Source organism: Syntrophus buswellii (assembly GCF_046097065.1).
Classification (GTDB): Bacteria; Desulfobacterota; Syntrophia; order Syntrophales; family Syntrophaceae; genus Syntrophus; species Syntrophus buswellii.
In genome coordinates this window covers 1709173-1721796 of record NZ_CP175563.1, presented here as the reverse complement: position 1 = coordinate 1721796, position 12624 = coordinate 1709173, and the positions used below count along the sequence as shown (strand labels likewise).

Genomic DNA, 12624 nt, shown 5'->3' with positions numbered 1-12624 from the left:
ACTTATGAAGATACCCGAAAAACTGCTTGAAGAGAGAATATCGCCGAGAGATCTGAAGGAAAGGGGGGTGTCCTTTGTCCTTGAGAAGATCCGGCGGACTGCCGGCTACTACCTAACCAACACCGAACGGGATCTTTCCCAGTCCGATTTCAAGAACCGGGTCATGCCCCACACCCAGCTTCTTGTGGCCAAGGAAAGAAACGACGCGGGCTATTTTTCCATCGAGATCACCGGAGGGGCTTCCATTCATGTGGATATGCTGCGCAAGCAGATGAATCCCCTGGAGAAACTGGAAGTGTTGAGCGCAAACATGCCCGATACGCTTTTTCAGACCCTTTGCCGGGGAATCAACCTTTTTGGCTACAGACCATACCCGGAGAATGTGATCCGCTTGACGGTTCGGTCCTTTGCCCGATATGTCCATGTATGGCGGGTTTTTGACTTCCTGAATTTCGTTCCGAACATGGTGCCCATCTTCGAAGAGGTCCAAAAGGCGGGATGCCTCCTGGAACCGGCCATCTGCTTTTCCACGGGTCCGGAGCATACCGATGACTTCTATGTGAAGAAGGTAGGCGAAATTCTTGAGGTGACCGGCCCGGAAATTTTGCTGGGAATCAAGAACCACGGGGGCCTGGGAACCCCGAGGCGCATCGGAAGGCTGGTAAAGGCCATATTGAATGCCCATCCGGAGCTTATTGTCCATTACCACGGCCACAACACCGATGGGGCGGATATCGGACGGATTGTGGAAGCCGTTCAGAACGGGGCGAAAATCGTGAATGCCGGAGATCACGCCTTCACCGGTTTTTACGGCCCGCCGCCACTCCTTTCCGTGATCGACATCCTGGATGACCTGGGATACCACGCAGCGGGGCTCGATCGTCAGGCTGTGATAGAGACTTCCAATAAACTCCGGCCTGAGAGGGAATACTATCGCGATTTTGAATCGCAGTTTCTCGGCTTTGACCCAACCGTCCAGACTCACAAACTTCCCGGCGGGGCCACCGGATCAAGCTTCGAACAGGCCCTGAAAGGCGGTTTTCTGCATCGCATGCCGGAAATTCTTCAGACGGAACTGCCGCGGGTGCACGTCGAACTGGGAAACTGGTGGAGCGTTACGCCCGGTTCCCAGATCCTCTGGACGACCGCGGCAAACAATGTCCTGAAAGGGAAGCGCTATAAGGACGCTACGGACGATCTGAAAAATCTCATGCTGGGGCGCTATGGAGAGTTTCCCTTCTATCGGCCCTCCGATGACATCTACGAGTCCGTTTTCGGGCCGGATTGGAAACGGATGGTGGATGAGGAATACGGAATTCAAAAAGTGGACGATATCGATCTGAGCGTTGAGAAAAAAGTGCTGGAGCATCGCCTGGGGCGCGAAGCTTCGGAGGATGAACTGGTCCTTTATCTGCAGCATCCCAACGATGCGGTGGATTTTTTCAAGTTTGAAGCAAAATTTGGAAAAACCTGGGTCCTGCCGCCCCGGATCTGGTTTAAAAAGGGCGGCTTCAACCTGGGAGAAAAGTTTGAAATCCTCGATGTCTTCGGAAAACTGCACATCATCGAAATCGGGACACAGCGGAAGACCAAAACGGGCGATGCCGTGACCTATATGCTCATCGATCACCATTCGCAACCCATTTTGACGGAAATGGAAATCGAGGGCACGGCGAAGGAAAGAAAATTGCAGTTGACTCCGAAGGAGATTGACGCCTTGGCCTTGTCCGGTGATATTCGTTCGCACATTACGGGGACTGTGAATGAAATTCCCGTCTCGGAAGGAGATGAAGTTTCCACGGGGCAAATTCTCGTCATCCTGGAGGCGATGAAGATGCTGAACAATGTCGTTTCCGACCTGAACGGCCAGGTGTCAGAAATCTTTGTCGGGCCGGGAGACAAGGTCGAGGTTGGCACTCCCCTGCTCATGATCAAGAAGGAATAAGGCGATCAAGAGAATCATCCTCCGTATAAACAGATGGGATATCGCCTGTCTTCAATTTCTGCTTGAAGGGTATGAAGGCGTCTGCTCCGTCTCTACGATAGATCCGCGGATTGCACTGCTTCAAATCTCGGCGATGCCGGGTTTTGAAGACACGGTCTCGGAGATCCTTTGCCGGCTGAAAACAGAAATTGAATTTCATGAGCCATTGCTTCCAGGGAACTGACAAAGCGCTCCTTTAAGAACGCAGAAAAAAGGCGATCTTTCTTTCGTTTTCCAGAGGCCCAACAATGTTCATGATGACTCATACCTGGATCCTTAAAGAGTTTCTCGGTTCGAATTTCCGAGAGTCTCTGGATCTCTACGTTTATAATGTCTGTCCGGATCTGCTGCCGATCCAAAAGGGCATTACCGCTGAATTTACCCATGGAATTCCACGGCGTTTTTTCTACCCCCCGCAACATCAGAAGGCCGCCTATGTGCTTTTTCATCTCCTGGTGGATGACATGGCCCACCATGGTCAGATACATACCGATCCTGTCTGCGGTTTTAATCCAAACTCCCAGGGGTATGCCTACCGGCGCGGCCAATCGCTGATAGAGCCGATTCTGGAATTTCAGCAGAGGATGGGAATGGACGTCGATCGCAGGACGGCCGCTTATCGGGCCCACACCATCATTGAACTGACCTTTGATCTGCGGCTTGTACAGGAAGCGGGGGAGGTGAGGTTATACGAATTGTTCAGTGAGGCGGTCGATCATACGGTAGACAAAAAAATGGATGAGCTCTGCGAAACCCTTGACTGGTTTTTTGGTGTGGAAGCGGCGGTGATTCGGCAGGCACTTGAGAAAGGATTGAGTTCAGGCACCTTGGAAAGAATCAAGAGCCTCAAGGATATTGAAGGCCGAATCGGCTTTTATATCGACCGGTTCGGCCTGGATCGCGATAACGATGCCGCTTGGGAAGGAACCAGGACGCTTCTGCTTCAGGCGATGCGCCTGGTTGACGATTTTGACGCGTTTCTGAGTCCTACCCTTTGCGCAATAAAAAATTCAAGTATCCCCTGCTTTTTATAAGGCCTTCTTCACAAATCCGGAACGCAGGCAACGGGTACAGACCTTCACCCTCTTGACAGTGCCCGTCTTGCTGTCTATGCACCGGATCTTCTGAAGATTCGGGTACCATACTTTTTTCGTTTTATTGTTCGCGTGGCTGACATTGTTTCCAACGACGGGCCCTTTGCCACAAACGTCACAAATTCTAGACATGTCTCTTCTCCCTTCAAAAGAATGCGTTGGTTACTAAACCAGAACGGATCATTTTGCAAGCTTTATTTATGTCAAAGCGCATTACCATGTATACAATTTGCTTATCGAATATGGTATCATATTTCTAAGAGATACGTTAAATTTCCCTGGGTGGAGAAGAAAAATGAAGATGAAACTTGCCGTGTTGACGGGTGGTGGTGACTGTCCGGGTCTCAATGGTGCCGTTAAGTGGGTCACTAAAAGTGCCATGGACTCATGGTTGAGCTCAAAGCGCTCCATAAACTTTGAAGTAATAGGGGTTACAGAGGGATGGCGGGGTCTTGTTGATGTGAATCCGGAGGACCCGAAAAGCCTGGAAAAATACATAAGGCCCTTGGATGAGGAAACCGTGCGAACGTGGGACCGCTACGGCGGAACGAATCTCGGGACCTCGCGGACCAATCCTTTCAATCCGAAAAATGACCGGTCGGAAATCCTGCTTGACAACATCAAGAAACTCGGGGTCGATGTGGTGGTGGCCATCGGAGGGGAGGATACCCTGGGCGCGGCCTACCGCCTTCACAAACTGGGCGTTAAAACGGTCGGCATCCCCAAGACCATTGATAACGACCTGATGGGGACCGATTATTCGCTGGGATTCGATACGGCCGTCAACGTGATCATGGAAGAAATTGACCGGTTGCGGACAACGGCAGGTTCCCACAGCCGTATCTTCGTTGTGGAGACCATGGGACGTCATGCCGGATGGCTGGCTCTCCATGGAGGGGAATGCAGTGGCGCTTACATTATCCTCATTCCCGAATATCCCTTCAATCTGGATGAAGTCGCCCATCTGCTGCAGGAGAGGAAAGGCAGGGAGATCCGCTACGCCATTATCGTCGTGGCCGAGGGCGCCAAGGTGGCGGGCCGGGACGAATTCATCCAGAGTGGCAAGATGGACGAATTCGGGCATGTCGCTCTTGGAGGAATCGCCAAGTATGTTGCGGAGGAAATTGAAGCCAGAACAAGCTTTGAAACCCGCCATTTGACTCTGAGCCATTTGCAGCGGGGAGGAACACCATCAGCCCACGATCGTTTGATGGCGAGATGGTACGGCATTGCCGCCGTGGACATGATCATTAATGAAGATTTCGGACGGATGGCCAGCCTCCAGAGGGGAGAAATCACCAGCGCCCCCCTGAAGGAATGTATCGGTAAATTAAAACTTGTCGATATTGAAAAAAATTACGACAAAGATCGGTACAACGGAAGGCGTTCCATCATCGGCTGACGTCAGCATGGATCATCCATCATGGTGGTGGGCTGCCCCGTTGATTCAAGAACCCGCATCCAAAGATTTCCCTCCGGATCGATCTGTTTTCCGGAGGTGACAACCCTGATGGGCAGGTGGACATATTCATCTTTCATCAGGGCGACCAACATTCCGGTTTTGCCTGCCATGCCGGCATGAACGGCGTATTGTCCCAGGGCGGAGCAATAGATGCAGTCGCTTGCGTTTGCAGGGACACTGCGGATCATGTAACTGGGGTCTATGTACTTGAGGTTGATCTCAAGGCCGGTTTTTTTGAAATATTCTTCAATCCGGACTTTCAGGAAAAATCCGATATCCAGCAGGCGGACATTTCCGGAAGCATCGGTTTCCTGAACCATCTTGTCGTTGCGCATCAATTCCTGGCCTGCGCCTTCCGCAACAAGAATCACGCAGTGTTTCCTTGCTTTCAGCCGGGCTTCCAGAGACTTGAGCAGGCCATGTTCCCCTTCCAGGCAGAAGGGGACCTCCGGGACAAGGACAAAATTGACGTCGTTTTGTGCCAGTGCGGCGCCGACGGCAATTTGTCCGGACAGTCGGCCCATGATCTTCACGAGGCCGACTCCCATGGGTGCACCCCTGGCTTCGGTATGGGCGCAGGCGATCGCCTTTACGGATTCAGCGATTGCCGTGTCAAAACCGAACGTCTTTTGAACAAAATTCAGGTCATTGTCAATCGTCTTCGGGATTCCAACCACACTGATGCTCAATTGCCGCCTGGTGATCTCCTCCGTGATACGTTCGGCCGCCCTCATGGTTCCATCACCGCCGATGCAGAAAAGAATGGAGACATTCATCCGGACAAGGGCGTCCACCATTTCCCCGATGTTCTGCTGACCACGAGAGGAGGATAGAATGCTTCCTCCTTCACGATGAATGTTCTCTACGACTTCAGGGGTCAGCTCGGCAATCTCATGGCCAAAAGACGGGATGAGCCCCTGAAACCCGTACTTGATGCCGATAATATTGCGAACTCCATAGCGGTGATGCGATTCCATCACAATGGCTCGGATCACATCATTGATGCCGGGGCATAAGCCTCCGCAGGTGACAATGGCCGCTTTGGTCTTGGGGGGATCGAAGAATAGTTTTTCCCGAGGCCCTGCCAACTCCACTGAAGATGAGCACTCCCTTCTGCCCCTGGTCGTTTTTGCCTTTGCCGGGGCCTGATCATCCAGATAATTCTGAAGCAGAAGACGCTTATTGTCCGATGTATAGTAATTCACCAATACGGGAGTCTGGATGTTGCATCTGCCCAGGGTCTGTATGGTGTAATCCGTAACGGAATCCTTATTCATGGCCTTTTGTTTCCTCCTGCCAGTCGGGCGTTAATATGCACTCCTGTCTGACTTAAAAGCCGGAAAGGTTTGGGTTGTGAAGAGATGAATGCTCCTCACAGAGTCCTTCAGAAATGATCACTTTACGGTTTTTGAGATGGATTCTTTCTGAGGCGAAAAACTGGATGGCCTGGGGGTATATCCGGTGTTCCTCTTGTAATATCCGGGCAGAAAGAGTCTCTTCCGTATCGCTCTCTAGAACAGGAACCACGGCTTGGATGATGATGGGACCGGAGTCAACTCCGGAATCGACGATATGAACGGTGCAACCGGAAAATTTCACGCCGTAATCGACAGCCTGGCGCTGGGCATGCATCCCGCGAAACGACGGAAGCAGCGCGGGATGGATGTTCACAATCCTGCCGGGATAGGCGTCGAGTAGAACAGCGGTAATAATGCGCATGAAGCCGGCCATGACGACAAGTTCCACGCCGCTCTCGTTTAAGATATGAACGACTTCTTCATCAAAGGCTTCACGCTTCTGAAACTTCTCGTGAGGAATGACAAACGTCGGAAGGGAGTGGTTCCGGGCACGCGTCAAGGCGTAGGCGTCCGGAACGTTGCTGATCACGGCCTTGATGTCTGCATTCAGCCGGCCCCGGTCAATCGAATCGATGATGGCTTGAAGATTGGAACCGCTTCCCGAGACAAGAACTCCAATGGGCAGTTTTTTTTTCATAGGGAGCTAAAGCTAAACGGATTAGATAAAGGAAACGGAAGGTTGATCCGAGGCTGCTTTTTCAATTGAACCGATCATATAGGCCTTTTCTCCCAGGATATTCAGGCGTTCCAGAATATCGGCGGCCTCCTTTTCGGAAACAACAAGCATCATGCCGATACCCATGTTAAAGACACGGAACATTTCATCCAGGTCGACATGGCCGATTTCCTGAATCCTGCGGAAAATCTCCGGGACCGGCCAGCTGTCTCTCTTGATTACCGTGCAGCACTGGCGGGGAACAATCCTGGGTATGTTGTCAAAAAAACCGCCGCCTGTGATGTGAACAATTCCCCTAATGCTGAAATTCTTGAGTAAATTTAAGACGGGTTTGACATAGATTCGAGTGGGTCGAAGGAGTTCTTCTCCAAGAGATTGCTCCAATCCGTCCAGCTGGTCCTGAACCGTCAGCCCGGCTTTTTCAAATAACACGTTGCGAACCAGGGAATAGCCGTTGCTGTGAATCCCGTTTGAGGCGATCCCGATGACCGTATCGCCGACACTGATGTCCGATCCGTCGATAATCCTGCCATTTTCCACAACGCCAACGCAGAAGCCCGCCAGATCGTATTCGTTCTCACCGTATATTCCCGGCATTTCGGCTGTTTCGCCGCCGATCAGGGAGCAGCCGGCTTCCTGGCAGCCTGCCACGACCCCTTCAATCAGTTTCACATTGCGTTCGACATCCATCCGGCCAATGGCGATGTAATCCAGGAAAAAAAGAGGTTCGGCACCCTGAACAACAATGTCGTTGACCGACATGGCGACGAGGTCGATGCCCACCGTATCGTGCTTGTCCATCATCTGGGCGATTTTGATCTTTGTCCCGACGCCATCGGTCGAGGCAACCAGCACGGGATCCTTGATTTTTTTCAGATCCAGATGAAAAAGTCCGCCAAATCCTCCAATACTGTTCATGACCTCTTTTCTTGAGGTCTGTTTAATGAGAGGAAGAATCTTCGTTATAAAGAGGTTGGCTTGATCGATGTCAACACCCGCATCTTTATATGATGCCTTTTCGTCCATAGAGGCTCCCTGACCGGAATGTAATGATCTTGTAAACAGCCGTCGTAATCTTCATCCTTTATTTTACATCGTTCCAAAAGTCAAATCTTTCCTTGCGCTAATCCTGAATATTTGTTAGCAATACGTTTCTCCGGATTTACAATTATATCGCAGAATCAACGTGTTTTATCGGTGAAAACGTATTGGTTCGAAGGGTTCCTTTTCGATGAGGCTTGACATCCTGCCGCCTGGAATCCTCGAAGTAGAAGGAGACTTTTGTAGATGAGACATATTCACTTGGGGCTGATCGGCTTCGGGAATATTGGAACCGGTGTTGTGAAGCTGTTGAGAGACAATGCCGATATCCTGGAAAAACGCCTGGGAACAAAGCTTGTTCTGAAAAAAATCGTGGATATCGATATCGAATCGCCGCGTCTGACTGCCGTGGAACCGCAGCTTCTGTCAACAGACGCCGACGCGATCCTCAATGATCCAGAGATCGATATTGTCATTGAGCTTGTGGGGGGCTATCAACCGGCTCTGAAATTCATCTCGGACGCGCTGAACAACCGGAAGCACGTGGTTACGGCCAACAAGGCGCTGCTGGCGACCTATGGGAACGACCTCTTTCAACTGGCGGCGAAAAAGCAGCGGAACATCTGCTTTGAGGCCAGTGTCGGGGGGACAATACCGATTATCAAAACGATCCGGGAAGGTCTGGTGGCCAACCGGATCAGGTCTGTGCTGGGCATCATGAACGGCACGTCCAATTACATCCTGACGAAAATGACCACAGATCGGGAGGATTTTGAAACCGTTCTGAAAGAGGCGCAGGAACTGGGTTTTGCTGAAGCGGATCCGACCTTTGATGTCGAGGGAGTGGACGCGGCGCATAAACTGGCGCTGGTTCTGACGCTGGCCTATGGCAGGAGAGTTCCCCTTGACGATCTCTACCGGGAGGGAATTTCAGGCATCAGTCAGCAGGATGTCGAATTCGCCGGGGAGCTGGGGTATCACATCAAGCTGCTGGCTATTGCAAGGCAGCACGATGAGCTTATCGAGGCGCGGATTCATCCGACGATGGTTCCCTTTCATCACCTCCTGGCCAATGTCAATGGAAATTACAACGCCTTTCACATCATCGGCGATGCTTCGGACTCCGTCTTTCTCTACGGCCAGGGGGCGGGCATGATGCCGACGGCCAGCGCCGTCATCAGCGATGTGATCGACATTTCCCGTGATATCCTGAAGGGCGTTTCGTGGCGCGTACCGGCAAGATCCTTTCAGGAAGAGACCATTGAGGATATCAACCTGATGCCCGTTGAGAATATCATGACCCATTATTATTTCCGTTTTTCGGCATTGGATCGACCTGGGGTTCTCTCGCGGATAGCCGGCATTCTTGCCGAGGAAAACATCAGCATCGCCACGGTCATCCAAAAAGGGAGAAAAAAAGGGCAGGCTGTACCCATTGTCATGACAACGCACAAATCCACTGAACAGAATGTCCGCAGGGCACTCGAACAGATTGACCGTCTGGATATTGTTCAGGGACAAACCGTATTGATCCGGATCGAGGACGACAGGCTGCCATGAAATACGTCATTATTTTAGGGGATGGAATGGCGGATTATCCCATAGCTGAACTGGACGGCAGAACGCCCCTGGACGCCGCCGTCACCCCTTTTATGGATCGAATGGCTTCAGAGGGGACCCTGGGGCTGGTCGATACGATTCCGCAAGGCCTGTTGCCGGGAAGCGATGTGGCCAATCTCTCCGTTCTGGGCTATGATCCGGAAAAGACCTATTCAGGAAGGGGGCCTCTGGAGGCCGCGAGCATGGGGCTGGTTCTGGGTCCCGATGATGTAGCCTTCCGCTGCAATCTTGTGACTCTCGGACCGGGGGAAGACCCGGTCATGGTGGATTTTACCTCGGGGCATATCAGTTCGGCAGAGTCAAAGGAAATTCTCGCCGATCTTAATCGCGAACTGGGCAGTGAGAACATACGGTTCTTCCCCGGTGTGGGTTACAGGAATTTGATGATCTGGCGGTCAGGCAGGAATGCCGTCAAGCTGACCCCACCTCACGATATTACCGGCAGATCGGTTCAAGGCTATCTTCCGGAGGGCGAAGCAGCCGGGAAGATCCTCGAACTGATGCAGCGTTCCCGGCAGGTTCTGAAAAGCCATCCTGTAAATCGGAGGCGCGTGGAGTCCGGCTTGAAACCGGCAAATTCCATCTGGCTGTGGGGGCAGGGAAGGGCGCCGAACATTGTTCCGCTCACGGACCAGTATTCAATAAAGGGCGGCATGATCTCCGCCGTTGACCTGCTCAATGGAATCGGCATCTACGCCGGCCTTGAAATCATTCCTGTTGAAGGCGCCACTGGCTACACAGATACCAATTACCTCGGGAAGGCCAGCAAGGCCCTGGCCGCATTAAAGGAACTGGATTTCGTATTTATCCACGTCGAAGCGCCGGATGAAATGGGGCACGAAGGCTCTGTTGCAGGAAAGATTCGCGCGATCGAGGATATCGACGAAAAGGTCCTGGGCACGATCCTCCAGGGGATCCGGGATTTTCATGATTACCGGGTCATGATCCTCAGTGATCACCCTACGCCGATAAGCCTTCGAACCCACGCAGCGGATCCAAGCCCCTTTGCCGTTTTCTCGTCGAAAAAAGAAGAAAATCTTTGCCAGGGTCTGTCTTTCTGCGAATCTTCGGCCCAAAAAAGCGGCTTGCTGATCTCGCCTGGGTATCACTTGATGGAATTGTTCATGAGGAGCTGGGGGGCTTTCGTTGAAAAAAATCATAGCTAAAGTTCGTGTCATGTACGCGGATACGGACGCTATGGGGATCGTTTATCACACGAACTATATCAAATGGTTTGAGATCGGCCGGTCTGAATTCCTTCGAGAAATCGGTGTCCTGTATTCTCGAATGGAAGAGGAGGGATTCAACCTCCCGCTGACCGAAGTGTACTGCCAATATCTTCTGCCCGCCGTTTATGACCAGATCCTCCGCATTGAAACGGAAATCGCCTATGTCAACAGGGCAAGTTTAAGATTTAATTATCGTATTCTCGATGAGCAGGGAGAGAAGGCCTTCGTTGAAGGCTACACGATCCACGCCTGCACGACACGGGAAAAGAAGATCGTTCGACTCCCGAAGCATATTCTAGAAATACTGAGGGTTCATGCGCCGCCCGAAGAAGGAGCCAGGAGAAATTCATGAGTAAAAAAGACGTGGAAGAGCTGAAGAAACCGGATCAGTTTCAAGTATTTTTCAATAAGCTTCTTGACTATTATGCACTGAACAGGAAAAAAGTTCTGTTGATGGCCGGTGCGGTCATGGGGCTCCTGGCTGTTGTTGTTGCGTGGGGCACCTATCGACATTATTATCAGAAGCATGCTTGGGAGCAGTATGTCAAAATTGAAGGAACAGCCGTTAAGGAATCCTCATCCAACCCGGCGAATGAACTGATAAAAAACTACAAACGTGTCATTTCGAATTACCCCGACAGCCAGGCTGCCAATCTCAGCTATTATCGGCTGGGAAATCTCTATTTCGATCAGAACGATCTCGACGCGTCGATTTCTTCCTACGAGACCTTTCTGGCGAACGCTTCAGATCAAAATGAACTGAAAGTGCTTGCCTACAGCGGGCTCTCTTACTGCCATGAGGCGAAGAAAGATTTTCAAAAAGCCCTGCAGGCCTTGCAGCAGGCAGAAAAAATCGAAGCTGTGAGAAGCCTGGAAACTTTTGTTTATCGGGATATGGGAAGAATCTACGAAAAGATGGGCAATTCAAAAGAAGCCCTGAAAAGTTATCAAAAAGCCCTGGAGCAGTCGGCGGATCCGACATTTACGATGTTCATCAAGCGGAAAATAGCGCTTCTTTCTTAAGTGCCTTATCATAGGGACTCTTTTTTATCTGCAACCTTGACAATGGCAATCTCGTTTCTATTTTTAGGGTAATGACAGTATTTAACCCTGTTTCCAAAGAAATACGTTAGCAGGATGATTACGATTCGGGCCTATGGCGGAAGACTATTATAAAATTCTGGGATTGGAAAAAACTGCAAGCAGTGATGACATCAAAAAAGCTTACCGAAAGCTCGCCTTGAAATATCATCCGGACAAAAATCCGAACAACAAGGAAGCTGAAGAGCAGTTCAAAAAAATAAGCGAGGCTTACGCCGTTCTGAGCGATGCGGAAAAGCGCAAACAGTACGACAGCTTCGGCTCCGATACCTTCAGCCAGCGGTATTCGCAGGAAGACATCTTCAGAAATGTGGACCTGAATTCGATTCTCCGTGAATTTGGATTTGGAGGTATGGGGGGCCGTTCGGCTGGTGCCCGTACCTATCGAACGACTGCCGGAAGAAGAACCGGGCCCTATGCCACGCAGGGAGGATATGACCCCTTTGCCGAACTCTTCGGAGGATCATCGCAATACGCGAAGATCCCTCAAAAGGGTCAGGATCTTCAGTACAATCTTTCTATCAGCCTTGAAGAGTCGGTCTTTGGCACCGAAAAGAAAATTGCTCTGCAAAAAGCCGATAAAATCGATGAAATCAATATAAAAATTCCCAAAGGAATCAGCACGGGAAAGAAACTCCGAGTGACTGGAAAGGGAAATCCAGGAATCGACGGCGGGCCTCCGGGCGACCTGTATTTGAACATCACCGTATTGCCGCATCCTCTCTTTGCGCGGGAGGGAAATGATATCTATATCGAAAAAACGATCAATTACACTCAGGCGGTTCTGGGAACCACCATTGAAGTCGCCACGATCGACGGTTCTACCAAGCGGATCAAGGTTCCCCCGGGAACTCAAAACAACACGCGAATTCGAATGAAAGGTTATGGCGTTCCCGGCCTCAAGGGAGGTACAAAGGGAGATCAGTACGTCAAGATTTCGGTGAGTATTCCCAAGAAACTTTCAGAGGCTCAGGCTAACTTAATTCGGTCCCTTGCAGAAGAAGGCCTGTAGAAATCTGATTCTGTACGTCTTATAAGATATATTATGTAAACCAAGCG

The 12624-nt window shown here is 51.0% G+C and carries 13 protein-coding genes; 9 read left to right on the top strand and 4 right to left on the bottom strand.

The window, feature by feature from the left end; all coding sequences use genetic code 11:
• Positions 1–4 precede the first annotated feature (4 nt).
• The 3 genes from ACJ77P_RS07750 (at position 5) to ACJ77P_RS07740 (ending at position 3018) form a co-directional block, all read left to right on the top strand.
• Entirely contained in the window at positions 5–1945 is a 1941-nt protein-coding gene (locus tag ACJ77P_RS07750; RefSeq protein ID WP_367359166.1) for a biotin/lipoyl-containing protein, read from the top strand.
• Positions 1946–1949: 4 nt separating this feature from the next.
• Positions 1950–2168 (top strand): DUF4911 domain-containing protein, encoded by a 219-nt coding sequence (locus ACJ77P_RS07745; RefSeq protein ID WP_408999410.1) that lies wholly within the window; start codon positions 1950–1952, stop codon positions 2166–2168.
• A 70-nt stretch (positions 2169–2238) separates the two neighbouring features.
• On the top strand, positions 2239–3018 hold the full coding sequence (locus tag ACJ77P_RS07740; protein ID WP_408997920.1) for a hypothetical protein: 780 nt from the start codon (positions 2239–2241) through the stop codon (positions 3016–3018).
• On the opposite strand, the gene rpmB is transcribed toward ACJ77P_RS07740, so the two are convergent.
• On the bottom strand, positions 3013–3210 hold the full coding sequence (rpmB, locus tag ACJ77P_RS07735; RefSeq protein ID WP_367359168.1) for a 50S ribosomal protein L28: 198 nt from the start codon (positions 3208–3210) through the stop codon (positions 3013–3015). The two genes, ACJ77P_RS07740 and rpmB, sit on opposite strands and share 6 nt — an antisense overlap.
• 163 nt (positions 3211–3373) lie before the next feature.
• Between rpmB and ACJ77P_RS07730 the strand changes: the two genes are divergently transcribed.
• On the top strand, positions 3374–4480 hold the full coding sequence (locus tag ACJ77P_RS07730) for a 6-phosphofructokinase (protein WP_367359169.1): 1107 nt from the start codon (positions 3374–3376) through the stop codon (positions 4478–4480).
• 2 nt (positions 4481–4482) lie between these two features.
• On the opposite strand, the gene ACJ77P_RS07725 is transcribed toward ACJ77P_RS07730, so the two are convergent.
• The 3 genes from ACJ77P_RS07725 to purM are packed head-to-tail and all read right to left on the bottom strand — an operon-like array spanning position 4483 to position 7600.
• A complete protein-coding gene (locus ACJ77P_RS07725; protein WP_367359170.1) occupies positions 4483–5817 on the bottom strand; it encodes an ATP-dependent 6-phosphofructokinase in 1335 nt (444 codons plus the stop codon).
• 52 nt (positions 5818–5869) lie between these two features.
• Positions 5870–6535, bottom strand: coding sequence for a phosphoribosylglycinamide formyltransferase (gene purN / locus ACJ77P_RS07720; protein WP_367359171.1), 666 nt, complete (start codon positions 6533–6535; stop codon positions 5870–5872).
• A gap of 21 nt (positions 6536–6556) precedes the next feature.
• A complete protein-coding gene (purM, locus tag ACJ77P_RS07715; protein ID WP_367359172.1) occupies positions 6557–7600 on the bottom strand; it encodes a phosphoribosylformylglycinamidine cyclo-ligase in 1044 nt (347 codons plus the stop codon).
• Between the two features lie 261 nt (positions 7601–7861).
• Between purM and ACJ77P_RS07710 the strand changes: the two genes are divergently transcribed.
• The 5 genes from ACJ77P_RS07710 to ACJ77P_RS07690 all read left to right on the top strand — a co-directional run bounded on the left by ACJ77P_RS07710 (position 7862) and on the right by ACJ77P_RS07690 (position 12577).
• Positions 7862–9175, top strand: coding sequence for a homoserine dehydrogenase (locus tag ACJ77P_RS07710; protein ID WP_408997919.1), 1314 nt, complete (start codon positions 7862–7864; stop codon positions 9173–9175).
• Positions 9172–10401, top strand: a complete 1230-nt coding sequence (locus tag ACJ77P_RS07705; protein ID WP_408997918.1) for a cofactor-independent phosphoglycerate mutase — start codon at positions 9172–9174, stop codon at positions 10399–10401. Before ACJ77P_RS07710 ends, ACJ77P_RS07705 begins: the two co-directional genes overlap by 4 nt.
• On the top strand, positions 10382–10816 hold the full coding sequence (locus ACJ77P_RS07700) for an acyl-CoA thioesterase (protein ID WP_408997917.1): 435 nt from the start codon (positions 10382–10384) through the stop codon (positions 10814–10816). The genes ACJ77P_RS07705 and ACJ77P_RS07700 overlap by 20 nt, the downstream gene beginning before the upstream one ends.
• Complete coding sequence (locus ACJ77P_RS07695; RefSeq protein ID WP_367359176.1) at positions 10813–11487, top strand: YfgM family protein; 675 nt, start codon at positions 10813–10815, stop codon at positions 11485–11487. Before ACJ77P_RS07700 ends, ACJ77P_RS07695 begins: the two co-directional genes overlap by 4 nt.
• Before the next feature lie 133 nt (positions 11488–11620).
• Positions 11621–12577 (top strand): DnaJ C-terminal domain-containing protein, encoded by a 957-nt coding sequence (locus ACJ77P_RS07690; protein ID WP_408997916.1) that lies wholly within the window; start codon positions 11621–11623, stop codon positions 12575–12577.
• Positions 12578–12624: the final 47 nt, after the last annotated feature.